Raw genomic sequence first — 17,033 nt, 5'->3', positions numbered from 1 at the left:
GGCGGCGGGCGGGCGTGATGCGGGTGAGGGGCCCGCCAACAGTTGGTGTCAGGCGTCCTGCGGCAGGCCGAGGGCGGCGAGGGCGTCGGTGACGGCCTCAGCGGGGGCGGGGCGGTCGTCGCGCCAGGCGGCGGCCGCGAGGGCGCGCAGGCCGTCGTAGGGGTCGCCGCCGCCGGTGACCTCCAGGCGCTCCCCCGCCCAGCGGGCGGTCCAGCCGCCGCAGGTGCGGGCGTCGCCGTCCGCGCCGGCCTCGGGGTGGGCGGCGAGCAGTCCGGTGAGGTCGGGCGCCAGGTAGGTGGGGCGGTGCTCGGGGACGGCGGTGAGCAGGTCCAGGGGCCGGGTGACGCCGGTGAGCACCAGGAGGCTGTCGGCGCCGCCGTTGTGGGCGCCCTCGATGTCGGTGTCCAGGCGGTCGCCGACGACGAGGGGCCGCTCCGCGCCGGTGCGCAGGATCGACTCGTGGTGCAGGGGCCGCTCGGGCTTGCCGGTGATGATCGGCTCGACGCCGGTGGCGGTGCGGATGACCTGCAGCAGCGACCCGTTGCCGGGCTTCGGCGCGCCGTCGCCGCCGGGGATGGTGGCGTCCCGGTTGGACCCGACGAACAGGGCGCCGCGCTGGACGGCCTGCGCGCCCTCGGCCAGGATCCCGTAGTCGAGGCCGGGGGTGTAGCCCTGCACGACGGCCCGGGGCCGCTCGGCGGCCGTGGAGACGGGGCGGAGGCCCCGGTCGTAGAGGGCCTTGCGGAGGCCGGTGCCGCCGACCACCAGGACGGGCGCGCCGGCGGGGAGCCGCTCGGCGAGCAGCCGCGCGGCGGCCTGCGCGGAGGTGACGACGTCGGCGGCGTCGGCGGGCACCCCGACGCGGTGCAGCAGCGCCGCGACGGCCGACGGCGTCCGGGAGGCGTTGTTGGTGACGAACGCGAGCCGCTGCCCGGCTGCGCGCGCCTTGGCCAGGGACTCGGCGGCGTTCGCCACCGGCCGGTGGCCGACGTACACGACGCCGTCCAGGTCGAGCAGCGCGACGTCGTAGGTCTCGCAGAGCGGCCGGTCGCAGCCCTTCATGGGGTCTCCTCGTTCGTCACTCGTGGTCGTCGGCGGCCCGGTCTTCACCGGCGGGCGGCCAGGGTGGCGCGGACGTGCCGCAGGGCGTTGGCGTAGTCCTTGTTGTCGGGGCGCATCGCGGCGGCGAGGGCGAGGGGCTCGACGGCGCCCGCGAAGTCGCCGGCGCGGCTGAGCGACAGGCCGAGCCCGAACAGGGCGTAGTCCTCGGCCGGGTCGGCCTCCACGATGGCGCGGAAGCTGTCGGCGGCGTCGCGGAAGCGCCGCGCCCCGTACTGGGCGCGGGCCAGGGCCTCGCGGACGCTGCGGGAGCCGGGTTCGGCCTCGGCAGCGCGGGCGAGGAGCTGGACGGCGGCGGCCGGGCTGCCCGCCTTGATCAGCTCCAGGCCGCGGGTGTACCACTCGTAGACGCCGCCGCCGGGCGGGTGCTCGCCCGGGTGGTCCGCCGGCCGGTCGGCTCCGCGCCCCTCCATGTGGACCTCCCCCAGGCTCGCGATCACTATGACGGTACCCGCCGCGGGGGCGGCGGGGCGCCGGTGACTACCATGCCCACAGTGGACGTCGATCTCCCCTCCGGGAGCGATCCGGAGGAGTTCAGCGCGCGGGTGTTCGGCGCGCCGGGGCCGCGCGGCGGCGCCGGCGGCCTGGAACTGGCGCCGTTCCGCGGGGTGCGGTTCGACCCGCGGGTCGTCGGCGACCCCTCGGCGGTGACCAGCCCGCCCTACGACCTGATCGACGCGGCGGCGGTGCGGCGGCTGGAGGAGTCCGACGCGCACAACATCGTCCGGCTGATCGCGCCGCGCGCCGACTACGCCGAGGCCAGCGCCACGCTGCGGCGCTGGCTGGAGCAGGGGGCGCTCGCCCCCGACGGCGCGCCCGCCCTGTACGTCTACGAGGCCGCGGCGGGCGGCCGGGTGCTGCAGCGCGGCCTGGTCGGGGCGCTCGGGCTGCGCGCCGAGTCGGCGGGCGTGGTGCTGCCGCACGAGAACGTCTATCCCGGCCCGGTCCGCGACCGGCTGGCGCTGATGACGGCGACCGGCGCCAACCTGGAGCCGATCTTCCTGATCTACGAGGGCGACGGGGACGCCTCCGACCTGGCCGACCGGGCCGCCGCCGGGCCGCCGCTCACCGAGGTCCGCGCCGGGGACGGCCTGGTGCACCGGCTGTGGGCGATCACCGACCCGGCGGCGCTGGCGCGCATCGCGGCCGACCTGGCGCCCCGGCGGGCGCTGATCGCCGACGGCCACCACCGGTACGCCACCTACCGCGTCATGCAGGCCGGCCACGCCGAGGCGGGGCCCTGGGACCGGGGCCTGGCGCTGCTGGTCGACTCCACCCGCTACCCGCCGCACCTCGGCGCCATCCACCGCGTCCTGCCGGGCCTGGACCCCGCCGAGGCGCTGGAGCGCGCCGCGCCGGTGTTCCGGGTGGCCGAGCACGCCGCGCTGGACACCGCGCTGCCGGCCCTGCGCGCGGCGGACGGCCCGGCGTTCCTGCTCGGCGGCGGCGCGGGCCTGCACCTGCTCACCGACCCCGACCCGGCGCGGCTGGGGGCGGCGATGGCGGGCGCGGGCTCGGCGCGGCTGCGCGCCCTGGACACCGCCGTCCTGGACCGGCTGCTGGTGAACGGCCTGTGGCGGGTCGCCGAGGACGAGCGCAGCGTCGAGGTCGTCCACGACGACCCGGCGGCGGCGCTGGCGCGGGCCCGGGAGGCGGGCGGCACGGCCGTCGTGCTGAACCCGCTGCGGGTCGCCGACGTGCTGGCCATCGCGGCGGGCGGCGAGCGGGTACCGCGCAAGTCCACCTCGTTCGGCCCGAAACCGCGTACCGGCCTCGTGCTGCGGCTGCTGTAGGGACATGATCGGGGGATGGACACCTCCACGACCGTGACGCCGCTCGGCGGCGACGTCCACGAGATCGACACCAGGATGGCCGGCTACACCGGTATCACCGCCGGTTACGCGATCCTGTCGGACCGGCCCTGCCTGGTGGAGCCGGGCACCGCCGGGTCGGCGCCGGTGGTGCGCGACGCGCTCGCCGGGCTCGGCGTCGGCCCGGACGACCTCGCGACCGTCGTGGTGACCCACATCCACCTCGATCACGCGGGCGGCGTCGGCGACATCGCCGCGATGTACCCCAACGCCGAGATCGTCGTGCACGAGCAGGGCGCCCGGCACCTGGCGGACCCCGCGCGGCTGATGCGGAGCGCCCGGATGGTGTGGGGCGACGCGCTGGACACGCTGTTCGGGGAGCTGCGGCCGACCGACCCGGCGCGGATCCGGGCGGTCGACGACACCGGCGTGATCGACCTCGGCGGCGGGCGGCGGCTGGAGTCGCACCACTCCCCCGGGCACGCCAAGCACCACGTCGGCCTGCTGGACTCGGCGACCGGCGACCTGTACGTCGGGGACGCCGCCGGGGTGTACGTCCCCGAGACCGCCGAGGTGCGGCCCGCGACGCCGCCGCCGGACTTCGACCTGGACCTCGCGCTCGCCTCGCTGGCCCGGTTCCGGGCGCTGCGCCCGCAGCGGCTGCTGTTCGCGCACTACGGGCCGGTGGCGGAGGTCGAGGCGACGCTGGAGCGGTCGGCCGAGGAGCTGCGGGTGTGGGTGGACGCCGTCCGCGACGCCCGCGAGCAGGACCCCGACCTCGACCACGCCGTCGCGATGGTCCGCGACCGCGTCCGGGACCGCTACGCCTTCCTCGGGCCGGACGCCGACCCGGAGGTGGCGGCCAAGTACGAGGTGCTGAGCGGCGTGGAGAGCAACGTCGCCGGGATCATGCACGCGCTGTCCCGGCACGCCTGACCGCTCGGCTCCCAGGGCCGGTCACAGGGCCGGTCACAGGGCGCGGGAGACGCGCGGGTCGGTGGAGGGGACGGGGTCCTCGTGCCCGACCCAGGCGTGCCCGCCGAAGTGCCCGGTGAAGATCTTCTCGGCGGTGCGGGTGGCGAGGGCCTGGGTGGTGAGCGTCGGGTTGGGGCCGCCCAGGCTGTTGGCGAGGGCGGAGTTGTCGGCGACGTAGAGGGCGTCCACCCAGCGGCTGCGGGCGTCGCCGTTCAGGACCGAGTCGTCCGCCGACAGGCCCATGCGCATCGTGGAGTGCACGTGCAGCAGCAGCGGCGCCCAGTCGAAGCGGTAGACGCGCTTGGCGCCCGCGCCGCGCAGCAGGTCGGCGGCCTTGCGGGCCAGGAACTCGCGGTTGGCGAGGGTGCGGCGGGTGCGCTCGCGGGAGCGGAACACCACCTTGGGGACGGGACCGTGCGCGTCGGGCGGCAGCACCGACCGCGTGACGCGGTTGTGGGCCTCGACGTCGTCGTCGGTGAGGATGAGGACGTTCAGCAGCCGGTCCACGCCGTGCGTGAGGACCTCTTTCAGTTCGGCGCCGGCGACGCGGCCGGTGCGGCCGTCCCAGTTGCCGGTGAGGCCGCGGCCGTTGCGGTAGCGGCCGCGCAGGCCGCTGTCGGACATGTTCATGACGAACGCCTGCATGGCGGGGGTGAGGCCGATGTTCTCCAGCGCGCCGTGGCCGGGGAAGTCGCAGCGCGCCGCCGAGCTCGGGCCGCGCGAGTTGCCGGTGTCGCCGTCGAACAGGCCGGTGACGCCGTCCAGGAAGTGGTCGGTGTAGCCGCGGCCGACCCAGCCGTTGGGGTCCGGCAGGCCGCTGTTCAGCCAGAGGCGGGGCGTCTCGGTGGCGCCGCCGGCGAGGACGACGACGCGGGCGTCCTCGCGGTGCCGCTCGCCGGTCGCGCCGGTGACCCAGGTGACGCCGGCGGCGACGGTGCGGCCTTCGCGCCGCTCGGTGTGGACCTTCACCGCGTAGGAGTCGGCGAGCAGGGTGACCGCGCGGCCGTGCGGCGCCCACGCCGGCGCGGTGATCGCCATGGGGACGTAGCTGTTGTCGGTGGAGCGCTTGGCGAACTGGTTGCGGGGCGCGGCGGCGGGCTCCATGCAGCCCTGGAAGCAGTAGCCGCAGAAGGTGCAGCCGGTGGCCTCGGGGTAGTGCAGCCGCGCCGGGTCGCCGGTGCGCCCGGCCGTCCCGCCCGGCTGCAGGATGGCGTTCTCCTGCGGCCGGTAGGACCAGCCGGTGGTGTCCTTGCGGGTCTGCACGGGGATGCCGAGGTGCTCGGCGCCCGACAGGAACACCGTCTCCTTGACGCCCATCGCGGCGGTCTGGACGGGCAGCGTCGCCTCGGCCCACTCGTAGTAGGGGATCAGCTCGCGGTAGCCGAACGGGAAGGCGTGCGCGGCGTCGTAGCGGGACCTGTCGGCGCCGTCGTAGCCGTGGAAGACGCCCGCGTACGCGCGCGGGGAGTTGCCGTAGTAGTGCAGCGTCGTGCCGCCGACGCCGGCGGCCTGGAGCAAGTAGGAGTTCTGGGGCTCCTCGCGCAGCCAGGCGGGTTCGGTGCGGTCGGCGGGGCCGAAGCGCAGGAACCCGGTGAGGGGGTTGTTGGCGTCGTTCTCCAGGTGCGTCCACTCGCGGCGCGGGTCGGCGTAGCGGGCGCCGGCCTCCAGCAGCAGCACGTCCAGGCCGCGGGCGGCCAGTTCCTTGGCGACGACGGGCCCGCCGCCGCCCGCGCCGATCACGATCACGTCCCGGCTCATCCGGTCGCCTCCCTGCGTCCCTGGTAGTAGCCCCGGAACTCCGGGCGTCCCTCGGCGGCCGGGACGTAGCCGGTGAGCGTCCAGCCGACGGGCTTTCCGGTCAGCGTGCGCGTCCCGGCGTCGTAGACGCCCCATTCGGACAGGCCGCCGAGCGCCGACAGCTCCATCAGCGCGCCGCCGAGGAACCGCAGCAGTCCCGAGGCGGTCCGCTTCAGCGGTTCGGGCAGGCCGGCGTCCAGGGCGGCGACGAGGTCGGCGTCGGCGCCCTCCAGCAGCTCGAAGACCCTGGCCTTGTCGGCGTAGGTGAGGCGCGCGAACGGCGACCGGAACGGCCCGACCAGCGAGGCGGGCCGCACCCGCAGCGCCTCGATGTTGAGCAGCAGCGCCACCAGCGGCGACAGCGGGATCGACGAGCCGGGCTTCACCGGCAGCGCGCCGCCGGCGCGGACGCCGCCGAGCAGTGCGGGCGCCCCGGCGAGCAGCGCGTCGGTGTAGGCGGCGACGACGGGGGCCGGCAGGTAGCGGTCCAGGGCGTCGACGAGGAACTCCGGCAGCCGGGCCTCGACGCCGCCCGGTTCGGTGCGGGGCGTGCCCTGGTTGCGCGAGTAGGGGTCGGGGCCCGGCAGCACGAACACCGCGAGACCGGTGAGGGTGTCCAGCGTCCAGGCGGCGAGCGGGTCGGCCGCGGCGGCGCGGGCGGCGGGCGCGCCCGCCACCGTCCCGGCCGTCGCGGCCGCGGCACCGAGGCCGACGGCGCCGAGCAGCGTGCGGCGCCGCAGCGGGGAATCGCCGGGGATCGGGGACTCGTCCGGCATCACACCTCCCTCGGGATGATCAGAACACGCTATTGGACCGGCCGTCAGCGTTCTCATCACCGGGCGACGGAATGCGCCCCCGCGAATACACCTCCGTCCACATATCGGCCGCGCGCGCCGCGGATGACACTGGCGCCCCCGCCCCGAACGGAGAGCAGCGTGAACGAGCAGATGGAGCGGCGCCGGTTCCTCGGCCTCGCGGCCGGCGGCACCCTCGCCGCCCTGACCAGCGCCACCCTGGGCGCCCCCGGCACCCTCGGCCGCGCCCTGGCCGACTCCCGCACCGACTTCCCCGCGATCGTCATCGGCTCCGGCTTCGGCGGCGCGGTCGCCGCGCTCCGCCTCGGGCAGGCCGGCGTGGACACCCTGGTCGTCGAGCGCGGCCGGGAGTGGCCGATCCCGAACGACCGCGACCTGGTGACCGGCAACCAGGACCACCCGGTCAGCCAGATGTTCTGGATGCGGCGCATCACCGACTGGCCCGCGGTCGTCCCGACGCTCCTGTCCCCCGTCGCCGGGATCATGGAGCTGTCCAGCGAGGCCAACCTCAACATCGCCTGCGGCGCCGGCGTCGGCGGCGGGTCGCTGGTCTACACCGGCGTCACGGTCCCCCCGCCGCGCAAGTACTTCGAGCGCCTCTACCCGCGGCTGTCGTGGGAGGAGTTCGACACCGTCTGGTTCCCCAAGGTGCGCGCGATGCTCGGCGCCTCCACGATGCCCGACGACATCTACAACTCGGCGCCGTTCACCCACTCGCGGGTGTGGGACGCCCACATGTCCAAGGTCGGCTACTCCCCCGAGCTGCTGCCGTCCACCTTCGACTGGGACGTCATCCACAAGGAGCTCGCCGGCACCGTGCGGCCGTCGGCGATCGCCGGGGAGACCGACTTCGGGTGCAGCGACGGCGCCAAGAAGAGCCTCACCCGCAACTACCTGCCGGCCGCGCTCGCCACCGGGAAGGTGCAGCTGCGCTCGCTCACCGAGGTCGTCGCGCTCGGCCGCACCCCGGCGGGCCGCTACACCGTGGACGTCCGCCACCTCACGCCCGACGGCAAGGCGACCGGCACCGAGTCCTACGTCTGCGACCGGCTGTTCGTCTGCGCGGGCACCCTCAACACCAACCGGCTGCTGGTCGCCGCCCGCGAGACCGGGACGCTGCCCGACCTGCCCGCCGACATCGGCTCGGGCTTCGGCGACAACGGCGACCAGTTCAACCTCTACGCCTACACCGACCTGCCCGCCGGGCCCTCGCAGGGCTCGCCGTGCCGCTCGGGCACCTTCCACGACACCGAGTTCGACGTGCCAATGCGCGCCGAGAGCTGGCAGCTGCTCGGCGCGCACGGCCTGCCGGTGATCCACACGCTGTCGATGACGGCCGACTTCGACAACCGCGGCACCTTCGCCTACGACAAGCTCACCAGGAAGGTGAAGCTGGCCGACTGGACGCGGGAGAAGTCCAAGCCGTCGGAGAACGCCGGGTCGGCGCTCAACCAGAAGGTCGTCAACGGCGTGCCCGGCGTCGTCCCCTACTCGCTGACCTGGCCGTTCACCCTCACCGCGCACCCGCTCGGCGGCGTCGCCCTGGACCGCAGCACCGACCTGTTCGGGCGCGTCAAGGGCAACAAGGGCCTCTACGTCCTGGACGGCTCGCTGATCCCGGGGACGGTCGGCGGCGCGAACCCCTCGCTGTCGATCACCGCGATCGCCGAGCGGGCGATGGCCGCCATCGTCCGCGAGGGCGGCTGACGCGCGCGGCACGGAGGAGGGGCCGCGGATGCACGTTCCGTGGCCCCTCCTCACGTTCCGCATAGGTGAACGCCCCCTTAATTCGGCTCTTTCCGGTCGCCCGAGAAGCGCGAACTGAAACGTCCTTAACACGGCCGTGCCGTGCGGGACCGGCAAGTGCGCCCAGAGACGCAATCGTTCCGTTGCCGCTTTGTCATGCGCTTCCTTATCGATCTTGTCCATCTTCTGTCAGTCGCTGACACGCGTTGCCTCCCTTCGCGTGACCTTCGTCACATTTCCGGAGGGTAAACAGTGCCTTTCCCCGGGACGTCTTCCCGGTGCCGATCGAGACCGCGCCCACCGGCGCGGACCCGCCCGGCCCCGTCCCCAAGGAGAGCCACCCGTGCACCTTCGGTACCACCCGCCCCGGCGGCCCCTGCCGTCCCGCCGCCCCGGCGCGCCCGCCGCCCCCCGCCCGCCGCACACGGACGCGGCCCATGGCTGACCGGAACCTCCCCCAGCCGCCCGCCCCGGGCCTCCGCGGCAGGCTGCCGGCCCCGGTCCGCAGCCGCCTGTCGGCGATGGTGAGCCCCGAGCTGCGGCTGCGCGTGGAGAACCGGCTCTTCCAGCACCGCCACCGCGCGCTCATCAGGGAGCGCGTGCTGGTCACGGTGGACGGCCGGGCACGGGTCGCCGAGCCGCGCGACGACCTGTCGCCGCAGCAGGTCTGGCGCGACACGCTGGGCCTGGTGTGCGCGGCGCTGTCCGGCGCGGGCGTCCCGTTCTTCTGCGTGCGGCCCGTCGCCCCCACCGAGTCCGCGGTCGCGGTGTCGGCGGACGACCGGCAGCGCGTGATCGCCGCGCTGGCCGCCGCGATCGCCGCGGCCGGCGCCTACGTCGGCCCGCTGAAGGACCCCGACCGCAGCCGGGCCGGGATGGGCGACGCCGCCTGGGCGAAGGTCGCCGCGCGCACCGGGTTCCGCATCAGCCGCAACTTCTGCACCCCCGACGGCACCGCCGTCCTCGGCCCCGAGCACTGCTGCGTCGTGGAGTTCTGGGAGCCCGCCGACGGCCGCCTGGTCGCGCCGCGCCCCAACCTGGTCAGCCCGTCGCTGCCCGCCGAGGGCGAGACGGTCCTGGTCGGCGGCGACCGCCTCACCCCGCTGGTCGGCCGCGGCACCGAGGAGCCCCGCTACCCGACGCGGCCGGAGTTCCTCATCCCGCTGATCGACGACATCGCCTTCCCCATCGACGCCGTCTACACCTGGGTCGACGGCGGCGACCCGGCCTGGCGGGCGCGCCGCGACGCCGCCCGCGCGGACGCCGGCGGCCTGCACGCCCACTCGGCCAACGACGCCCGCTACATCAGCCGCGACGAGCTGCGCTACTCGCTGCGCAGCCTCACCGCCTACGCGCCGTGGATCCGCCACGTCCACCTGGTCACCGACGCGCAGGTGCCGCCCTGGCTGGACGTGACGCACCCGCAGATCACCGTCGTGGACCACAAGGAGCTGTTCCAGGACCGCGGCGCGCTGCCCACCTTCAACTCCCACGCCATCGAGTCGCAGCTCCACCACATCGACGGCCTGTCCGAGCACTTCCTGTACTTCAACGACGACGTGTTCCTCGGCCGCCTGGTCGACCCCACGACGTTCTTCGCCCCGAACGGCACGACCCGCTTCTTCCTGTCCAGCGCGCTGCTGGACCTGCCCGACCCGACCGCCGACGACCAGCCGGCCGTCGCCGCCGGCAAGAACACCCGGCGGCTCGTCAAGGAGACCTTCGGCACCGTCCCGACCCGGCGGATCAAGCACACCCCGCACGCGCTGCGCCGCAGCATCCTCGCCGAGATCGCCGCCCGCTACCCCGAGGAGGCCGCCGCCACGGCCCGGCACCGCTTCCGGCACCCCGCCGACCTGGCGATCCCCTCCTCGCTCTACCCCTACTACAGCTTCCTCAGCGGCCGCGCCGTCGAGGGCGACCTCAGCTACCGCTACATCGACCTCGCCGGAGCCGAGGCCGCCGACCGCCTCGCGGTGACGCTCCGCGACCGCGGCTACGACTGCTTCTGCGTCAACGACACCGAGTCCGATCAGCTCGGCCAGAGCGAGCAGCGCGCGCTCACCGAACGGTTCATGAACGCCTACTTCCCGGTGCCGAGCCCCTTCGAGATCGGCTGACCGGGCCGTGCCGAACCCGACGAGCAGGAGGGGGACCGCGCCGATGAACGCCTCCCGGTACTGGCGGATGGCCCGCGCCGACCCGGGCTGGTTCGCCCACCGCGTCCGCGAGGAGGCCGAGGCGCGCGCCGCCGACGCCCGCCGCCGGGTGCGCCGCGAGACCGACGCCGCCGTCCGCGCCGCCCTCGCCCGCACCGGCGCCGCCCGCGCCGTCGCGGCCGGCCCCGCGGTGCCCGCCGGCTACTTCGCCGTCCTGGACGGCTGCACCCTGAACGTGCAGGCCGAGCTCCCGGCCGGCGGCGCCGACCGCGCCGAGGTGCTGTTCACCCGGCGCGGCCACGAGCTGCGCGCCCCGGCCGTCGTCGGGCCGGGCGACCAGGTGAGCGCGACGGTCCGCCTCGGCGGCGCGGCCGGCGGCGTCCCGCTCGGCCGGGGACGCTGGCGGGTGTCGCTCGCCCTGTCGGGCCCGGCCGGTGTGCGGCGCGTCGCGCTGCTCGGCGGCGCGATGCCCGCCGGGCGCGCCGGCCCGACCGTCGACGTGCCGCCCTGCCCGGTCAGCGGCGCCCGCTACGTCCCCGAGGCGTCCCCGTCCGGCCTCAGCTCCCTGCACGTCACCGCGCCCGAACCGGCCGCCGAGGTCGCCCGCCTGCACCTGTCCCTGGCCCGCGCCGAGATCGACGTCCGGCTGGTCGGCGCCGCCGCCGGGACCGTGCGGATGGCGTTCCAGGCGCGCGGCTCGGGCGCCGTCCACACCGTCACCACCGCGCCCGTGCAGGGGCCGGGCGGGGTGGTGTTCCGCGCCCGCGTCCCGCTGGCGGCGATGGCCCGCGACAGCGGCCCCGGCGAGCGCGTCTGGACCGCCGTCGCCGACGTGCCCGGCCACGGCCGGCTCCGCGTCGGGCGGCGCCTGCACGACGTGCGCGACCCGCGCCGGACCCTGCGGGTCGCGCAGCGCACCCTGGCGGCGGCGCCCGGCCTGCTGCTGCGGGTCCGCCCGTACTACACCGGCGGCGGCGACCTGGCCCTGGCCTGCACGCCCCGCCCCCCGTCCCCGAAGGACCCCACTTGAAGATCACTTTCCTGCTGACCTGGGCCGACGCGATGGGCGGCACCGAACGCGCGGTGTTCACCCAGGCCGCCTACCTGGCCGCCCGGCACGAGGTGGAGATCCTCAGCGTGTTCCGCACCACCGCCGAGCGGTTCTTCGCGGTGGACGCCGGCGTCGCCGTCCGCTACCTGGTCGACGAGACCGGCCCGGTGCCGCGCCCCGTCCGGGCGAGTGCCCTGGACGACGACACCTGCCGAGCGCTCGCCGCGAGCCCGAGCCGGCTCATCGACGCCCGCTGGGAGAAGGCGTTCTCCCGCCTCAGCGACCTGGAGCTCGAACGGGCCCTGCGCGACCTGGACGCCGACGTGCTGGTGTCGACCTCGCCCGCGCTGATGGCCGTCACCACGACGCTGCCGCCGCCCCGCGTGCTGACCGTGCACCAGGAGCACCGGCCGTCGCAGATCCGCGGCGGCACCGGCGAGCCGCTGTTCCGGTTCGCGCCGCGCCTCGACGCCCTGGTGGTGCTGACCGAGCGGACCCGCGAGTGGTTCGCCGAGTCCCTCACCGGCTGCGCCCCCCGCCTCGAAGTGATCGTCAACGCGGTCCCGGCCGGGTTCCGGCCCCGCTCGTCCCTCGCTGCCCGGTCGGTGACGATGGCGCGCCGCCTCGTCCCCGACAAGCAGGTCGACCACGCGATCCGCGCGTTCGCCCAGGTCGCCGAGGTGCATCCGGACTGGGAGCTGCGGATCTTCGGGGACGGCCCGCAGCTCCCGCGCCTCCGCCGCCTCGTCGCCGCCCTCGGCCTGCACGACCAGGTGCTCCTGCTCGGCCCGACCCCGCACATGGCCGAGGAGTGGGCCAAGTCGAGCGTCGCGCTGCTGACCTCCCGCGACGGCGAGGCGTTCCCGCTGGTGCTGACCGAGGCGTTCGCCGCCGGCGTCCCCGCCGTCGCCTACGACTGCCAGACCGGCCCCGCCGAGATCATCACCCACGGCGAGGACGGCTTCCTGGTCGCCCAGGACGACGTCGACGGCCTCGCCGCCGCCCTCCTCAAGCTCATCGGCGACGAGGAGCTGCGCCGCGCGTTCGGCGCCGCCGCCCTCCGCGCGTCCGCCCGCTACGACATCGACACCGTCATGGCCGACTGGGACCGCCTCTACGAGGACCTGCGCGACGGCCGCGACGACCCCGCCCGCCTGGACGCGCTCGCCGACCGCGTCGCCACCTGGACGCTCCGCACCGGCGGCAGCGGCTTCGCGCCCGCCGTCCCGCCGCCCGCCGCCCGCCCGCGCGGCGCCCCCGCCGACCGCGAGAACCGCCTGCGCGGCGGCGACCTGGTGCGCTTCGGCGGACGGCTCTGCCGGCAGGCCGACGACCTGATGCCCGCCGACGTCACCCGCGCCAACCTGGAGTTCGTCGCGGACGCCCTGGACGGCGCCGGCGTCCCCTACACGCTGCTGCGCGACCGCGCCGTCCGGCACCGCGCCGTCGTCCTGCCCGCCCACCGGGCCGCGGCGATCGCCGCGCTCACCGCCGCCGCCGACGGCCGCGCCGTCTACGCCGAACCGCTCCGCCCCGGCGGGCACGCCCTGCCCGGCACGCTGCTCGCCGAGATCGAGGACGCCCACGACATCGCCGGGCTGCGCGTGTTCCGGCCCGTCGTCACCTCCTCGCGCACCCTGTCCTACGGGCCCGGCTACGGCTGCGACGTGGAGTTCTGGACCGACGACGAGGACGGCGAGAACCTCGTGCCGCTCCGCCGCACCCTGCTCGGCGACACCGTCCCGAAGGCCGTCATGGCGCCCGGCCGCGTCCGGGTCGGCGACCGCGAGCACCCGTCCGTCGCCGCCCTGGACCGCACCCTGGTCACCGATATCGCCTTCCCCATCGACGCCGTCTACACCTGGGTCGACGGCGACGACCCGGCCTGGCGGGCCCGCCGCGACGCGGCGTTCCGCGACCTCGGCCGCCCGCCGGTCGAGGCGGCCGGATCCGACGCGCGCTTCCGGTCCCGCGACGAGCTGCGCTACTCGCTGCGCAGCCTGGAGATGTTCGCGCCCTGGCTGCGCACGATCCACATCGTCACCGACCGGCAGACGCCCCCCTGGCTGGACACCGCCGACCCGCGGATCCGCATCGTCGACCACCGCGACATCTTCGGCGACCGGGGACGGCTGCCCACCTTCAACTCCCACGCCATCGAGTCGCAGCTGCACCACATCGACGGCCTGTCCGAGCACTTCCTGTACTTCAACGACGACGTGTTCCTCGGCGCCCCCGTCACCCCGCAGCACTTCTTCCGCTCCAACGGCACCAGCCTGTACTTCCAGTCGCCGACGGCGGTGCCGCTCACCGACGTCGGCGACGGCGACGACTTCAACTTCAGCGCCGGCAAGAACAACCGCGCCCTGATCGAGGAGGCGTTCGGCCGCACCCTCACCCACGCGTTCCTGCACGCCCCCGCCGCGCTGCGCCGCGACGTCCTCGCCGACATCGCGGGCCGCTACCCCGCCGAGGTCGCCCGGACCGCCGCGAGCCAGGTCCGGGCGCTGACCGACATCGCGATCCCCTCGTCGCTGCACCACTACCACGGCTACTTCACCGGCCGCGCGGAAGCCGGAACGATCAGGTGCGCCTACGTCAACGTCGGCGACGCGAGCCAGCACCCGCGCCTCACCCAGATCCTCACCCAGCGCCAGTACGAGGTGTTCTGCCTCAACGACACCCACCACGGCGACCTGCCGGCCGACGAGCAGGGCCAGGTGGTGTTCGCGTTCTTGGAGGGTTACTTCCCGGTGCCCGGCCGCCACGAGAAGGGCAGCGCCCGCAACCGGGCGGCCCACCCCTGACAACGCCGACGGGGCCGCCGGATCCTCAGATCCGGCGGCCCCGTCAGGCGTGCTCGCTCACTCGGCGGAAGGCTTGCCCTCCGCACCGTCCTCACCGGCGTCGTCCTCGTCGCCCGCGTCGCCCGCGTCCTTGGACTCGGCGTCCTGCCCGGCCGGCTCCAGGAACACCGCGGGCGCCTCGGGCGCCGCCGCGGCGGGCGCCTCGACGTCGACCGGCTCGGCCGGGCGGAACGCGAAGGCCACCGGGTCCACCGGAGCGGCCTCGCCGGCGTCGCCCGTCTCGGCGTCACCCGCACCATCCGCGTCGGCAGGCTCGCCCGCCTCGACCTCGACGGCCGTGTCCGTCGCGACCTCGACGAGCGCGCCGTCTTCGCCCTCGACGAGCGCGTCGCTCTCGATCTCGACCGCCTCGGCCGCCTCGCCTGGGGCGCCCTCCTCGGGCTCCTCGCCCTCCTCGGTGTCGAGGATCTCCAGGCCCTCCAGCTCGGCGTAGCGCTCGGCCGCGTCGGTCTCACCGTCGCGGTCGGCGGCGGCGGCGCGCGCGAACCAGTCGGACGCCTCGATCTTGCGGTCGGCCTCGGCCAGCGCGTCGGCGTAGGCGTAGAACAGCCGCGCCGACCAGGGCCGCAGCCGCCGGTCGCGGAGCTCGGGGATCTGCAGGGTGACCACGGCGGCGTCGAGCTGGCCGAGGTCGCGGCGCGCCCCCGACTCCACGATGCGCAGCTCGACCAGGCCCTCCTGGTCCAGCTTGGCGGCCTCCGGCGACTTGGCCAGGTCCAGGGCCCGCTCCGGGCGGTCGAGACCGCGCTCGCAGTCCGCCATCACCGGCAGGTAGGAGTCGTCGCCGCTGCCGAGCCGGCGCGCGGCCCGCAGCTCGGCGAGGGCCTCGGCCCACTCGCCCGCCGCGTAGGCGGCGAGACCCGCCGCTTCCCGCACGATCCCGACGCGCGACGCGACGCGGCGCGCGGCCCGCGCGTGCTTGTAGGAGAGCTCCGGGTCGTCCTCGGCCAGCCGGCCCGCCATCACCAGGTGGCGAGCGACGCGCGCCGCCAGGTCCCTCGGCAGGGTGCGCAGCTCGGCGCGCGCGTCGGCGTCCAGCTCCTCACCGGTGACGTCGTCGGGCAGCACCGGGTCGTCGTGCTTGGGCGCGGGACGCTCGCGGTCCTCCTCGAACCGCTCGCGCGGCCGGCGGTTCCGGTCGTCCCGGCCGCCCTCGAAGCGACGCCCGCCACCCGGACCGCCACGCTCCTGCCCGGGACGCCGATCGTCACGCCGCCCCTGGTAACCGCCGCCGCCGCGCCGGTCATCGCCCTGCGGGCGCGGCCCACGGTCGTCACGACGGCCCTGGTAGCCGCCGCTCCGCCGGTCCGACCCGCGATCGTCGCGGTTCTGGCCGCCACCGGGCCGCCGGTCGTCCCCGTACTGGCGAGGCCCACGGTCGTCACGGCGCCCCTGGTAGCCACCGCCACCGGAACGCCGATCATCGCCGAACTGGCGCGGACCACGGTCATCACGACCCTGGTACCCACCGGAACGGCGCTCGCCGCCGCCCTGACGCGGACCGCGGTCATCGCGGTTCTGGTATCCCCCGGACCGCCGGTCGTCCCCGTACTGGCGGGGTCCCCGGTCGTCTCGACCCTGATACCCACTGGAACGGCGCTCGCCGCCGCCCTGACGCGGTCCACGATCGTCCCGCCCCTGGTAGCCGCCAGGCCGCCGGTCGTCCCCGAACTGACGCGGACCACGGTCATCGCGGTTCTGGCCACCACCGGGCCGCCGGTCGTCGCCATACTGACGCGGACCGCGGTCATCACGACCCTGCCCGCCACTAGAGCGCCGGTCGTCGCCGAACTGACGCGGACCACGGTCATCGCGGTTCTGGTAACCCCCGGAACGCCGGTCATCGCCGTACTGGCGAGGCCCACGGTCATCCCGGTTCTGGCCTCCGCCAGGACGGCGGTCGTCCTCGTACCGGCGCGGACCACGGTCGTCACGACCCTGATACCCGCCGGAGCGCTGGTCATTACCGAACTGCCGGGGCCCGCGGTCGTCCCGACGCCCCTGGTAGCCACCGCCACCGGAACGCCGGTCATCACCGAACTGCCGAGGCCCACGGTCATCACGACCCTGGAATCCGCCAGAACGCCGGTCGTCACGTCCCTGATAGCCGCCGCCTCCAGGACGACGGTCATCGCCGAACTGACGCGGCCCACGATCGTCCCGACCCTGGAATCCACCAGGCCGGCGATCGTCCCGGCGTCCCTGATAGCCACCGCCACCGGAACGACGGTCATCACCGAACTGACGCGGCCCACGATCGTTGCGGTTCTCCGCACGCGGGCCACCGAACTCACCACGGCGGTCGTCGAAACGCTTGAACGGGCGGTCCTGGCCGCGGTCATCGCGACGACCGCCGCCGGCCTGCTGCCGGTCCTGCCAGCCACCGCCGGGACGCCCCCGACCGCCCTGCTGGCCACCGCTCCGAGGCGCACCGCCACGAGGACCACCGCTCTTGCGAGCGCCGCCGCTCCCCGCTCCGCCGCGAGCATTGCCCCCCTGACGGAAAGGCGTACTACGCCTGCCGTCCTTGCCTCGCCGCTCGCGGTTGTCGTCGCTGCGGCCGTCCTCTTCCGCGCTCATCACGTTCCGTCACTGTTCTCGATGGTTCGGTGGACCCTTGCAGCCTACTTGTCGGCCGGGCCTAGACATGCGTCGAGGGCCGCCCCAGTAATTGAGGCGACCCTCGACAAAAA

Annotated in this window: 12 protein-coding genes; 7 read left to right on the top strand and 5 right to left on the bottom strand. The window is 75.4% G+C overall.

Annotated elements, in window-relative coordinates:
- Positions 1–48: 48 nt before the first annotated feature.
- Positions 49–1,062: an HAD-IIA family hydrolase gene (locus K1Y72_RS12385; protein ID WP_220166231.1), complete on the bottom strand. Its 1,014-nt coding sequence runs from the start codon at positions 1,060–1,062 to the stop codon at positions 49–51.
- 44 nt (positions 1,063–1,106) lie between these two features.
- On the bottom strand, positions 1,107–1,532 hold the full coding sequence (locus tag K1Y72_RS12380; RefSeq protein WP_220166229.1) for a tetratricopeptide repeat protein: 426 nt from the start codon (positions 1,530–1,532) through the stop codon (positions 1,107–1,109).
- Positions 1,533–1,604: 72 nt separating this feature from the next.
- Here K1Y72_RS12380 and K1Y72_RS12375 point away from each other — a divergent pair, with 72 nt between their 5' ends.
- The gene (locus K1Y72_RS12375) at positions 1,605–2,912 is read left to right on the top strand and encodes a DUF1015 family protein (RefSeq protein WP_220166227.1); all 1,308 of its coding nucleotides are present in this window, start codon (positions 1,605–1,607) and stop codon (positions 2,910–2,912) included.
- A gap of 15 nt (positions 2,913–2,927) precedes the next feature.
- A complete protein-coding gene (locus K1Y72_RS12370) occupies positions 2,928–3,866 on the top strand; it encodes an MBL fold metallo-hydrolase (protein WP_220166225.1) in 939 nt (312 codons plus the stop codon).
- A gap of 33 nt (positions 3,867–3,899) precedes the next feature.
- Here K1Y72_RS12370 and K1Y72_RS12365 read toward each other — a convergent pair whose 3' ends face one another.
- Positions 3,900–5,663, bottom strand: coding sequence for a GMC family oxidoreductase N-terminal domain-containing protein (locus K1Y72_RS12365; protein ID WP_220166223.1), 1,764 nt, complete (start codon positions 5,661–5,663; stop codon positions 3,900–3,902).
- Positions 5,660–6,478, bottom strand: a complete 819-nt coding sequence (locus K1Y72_RS12360; RefSeq protein ID WP_220166220.1) for a hypothetical protein — start codon at positions 6,476–6,478, stop codon at positions 5,660–5,662. Before K1Y72_RS12360 ends, K1Y72_RS12365 begins: the two co-directional genes overlap by 4 nt.
- A gap of 159 nt (positions 6,479–6,637) precedes the next feature.
- Between K1Y72_RS12360 and K1Y72_RS37130 the strand changes: the two genes are divergently transcribed.
- The 4 genes from K1Y72_RS37130 to K1Y72_RS12340 all read left to right on the top strand — a co-directional run bounded on the left by K1Y72_RS37130 (position 6,638) and on the right by K1Y72_RS12340 (position 14,280).
- The gene (locus K1Y72_RS37130; protein WP_220166218.1) at positions 6,638–8,224 is read left to right on the top strand and encodes a GMC oxidoreductase; all 1,587 of its coding nucleotides are present in this window, start codon (positions 6,638–6,640) and stop codon (positions 8,222–8,224) included.
- A gap of 476 nt (positions 8,225–8,700) precedes the next feature.
- On the top strand, positions 8,701–10,383 hold the full coding sequence (locus tag K1Y72_RS12350; protein ID WP_220166216.1) for a stealth family protein: 1,683 nt from the start codon (positions 8,701–8,703) through the stop codon (positions 10,381–10,383).
- Between the two features lie 43 nt (positions 10,384–10,426).
- Complete coding sequence (locus tag K1Y72_RS12345; protein ID WP_220166214.1) at positions 10,427–11,452, top strand: hypothetical protein; 1,026 nt, start codon at positions 10,427–10,429, stop codon at positions 11,450–11,452.
- Positions 11,449–14,280: a stealth family protein gene (locus K1Y72_RS12340; RefSeq protein WP_220166212.1), complete on the top strand. Its 2,832-nt coding sequence runs from the start codon at positions 11,449–11,451 to the stop codon at positions 14,278–14,280. The genes K1Y72_RS12345 and K1Y72_RS12340 overlap by 4 nt, the downstream gene beginning before the upstream one ends.
- A 57-nt stretch (positions 14,281–14,337) precedes the next feature.
- On the opposite strand, the gene K1Y72_RS12335 is transcribed toward K1Y72_RS12340, so the two are convergent.
- On the bottom strand, positions 14,338–15,408 hold the full coding sequence (locus tag K1Y72_RS12335) for a hypothetical protein (protein ID WP_308287030.1): 1,071 nt from the start codon (positions 15,406–15,408) through the stop codon (positions 14,338–14,340).
- Positions 15,409–15,417: 9 nt separating this feature from the next.
- Here K1Y72_RS12335 and K1Y72_RS12330 point away from each other — a divergent pair.
- Positions 15,418–17,033: hypothetical protein (locus K1Y72_RS12330; protein ID WP_220166210.1), on the top strand; the 1,616-nt coding region annotated here is incomplete at its 3' end.

Source organism: Actinomadura parmotrematis (assembly GCF_019458805.1).
GTDB classification, from domain to species: Bacteria; Actinomycetota; Actinomycetes; order Streptosporangiales; family Streptosporangiaceae; genus Spirillospora; species Spirillospora parmotrematis.
This window is presented reverse-complemented; position numbering and strand designations above follow the sequence as displayed.

Bases quoted from the DNA above. Each gene is read 5' to 3' on its own strand.
- K1Y72_RS12375 (WP_220166227.1), top strand. From the start codon at position 1,605: ATGCCCACAGTGGACGTCGATCTCCCCTCCGGGAGCGATCCGGAGGAG.
- K1Y72_RS12350 (WP_220166216.1), top strand. From the start codon at position 8,701: ATGGCTGACCGGAACCTCCCCCAGCCGCCCGCCCCGGGCCTCCGCGGC.
- K1Y72_RS12365 (WP_220166223.1), bottom strand. From the start codon at position 5,663: ATGAGCCGGGACGTGATCGTGATCGGCGCGGGCGGCGGCGGGCCCGTC.
- K1Y72_RS12360 (WP_220166220.1), bottom strand. From the start codon at position 6,478: ATGCCGGACGAGTCCCCGATCCCCGGCGATTCCCCGCTGCGGCGCCGC.
- K1Y72_RS12345 (WP_220166214.1), top strand. From the start codon at position 10,427: ATGAACGCCTCCCGGTACTGGCGGATGGCCCGCGCCGACCCGGGCTGG.
- K1Y72_RS12380 (WP_220166229.1), bottom strand. From the start codon at position 1,532: ATGGAGGGGCGCGGAGCCGACCGGCCGGCGGACCACCCGGGCGAGCAC.
- K1Y72_RS12370 (WP_220166225.1), top strand. From the start codon at position 2,928: ATGGACACCTCCACGACCGTGACGCCGCTCGGCGGCGACGTCCACGAG.
- K1Y72_RS12385 (WP_220166231.1), bottom strand. From the start codon at position 1,062: ATGAAGGGCTGCGACCGGCCGCTCTGCGAGACCTACGACGTCGCGCTG.